The 607-nt window shown below is 49.4% G+C and carries 1 protein-coding gene; it reads right to left on the bottom strand.

Features of this window, described 5'->3' with window-relative positions:
- The coding region (locus R7Q46_RS28285) for a PmbA/TldA family metallopeptidase (protein ID WP_411978788.1) at nucleotides 1–607 on the bottom strand (607 nt) is incomplete at both ends.

The raw sequence follows: 607 nt of genomic DNA on the forward strand, positions 1-607 counted from the left end.
TACGCCAGGCCAACCAGAACCAAGCACCACTGGCATCATACCTGCAGGTGCAGCTTCTGCTTCTAGGTTAACTAACGCCATACGAATGGCTTCGTCCGCGAAGTGGAAGGCTTGCTTCACGCCATCTGTTTCAGACAAGAAGAAATCGTAGCCAAAACGACCACCACCACCAGCACTGCCACGCTCGCGACGGTCACCTTTCTGTGCAAGTACACTGATGGATAGTCGAACAAGAGGACGAGTATCACCAGCGTAAGTGCCATCTGTAGCGGCAACTAGCATTTGCTCGTGCACGCCACTGATGCTGATAGAAACTTCTTTGATCAGAGGCTCTTTAGTGCGAATGTACGCATCCAAAGACATCAGTAACTCGGTTTTTTGTTGTTTTTCCCAGCTTGCTAGCGGGTTAACCGCATCATAGTAAGCTTGATTTTCCGAACGTTTGAATGCTTGAACTTTGCCATTTTGGCCCTGCTGCGCAATACCTCGCGCCGCAATAGCACTTTGCTTCAAACCTTCCGGATTGATTTGATCTGAGTAAGCGAAACCGGTTTTTTCGCCCGTCACCGCACGCACACCAACACCACAATCAATGTTAAAAGAGCCA

Source organism: Vibrio sp. 811, assembly GCF_033339195.1.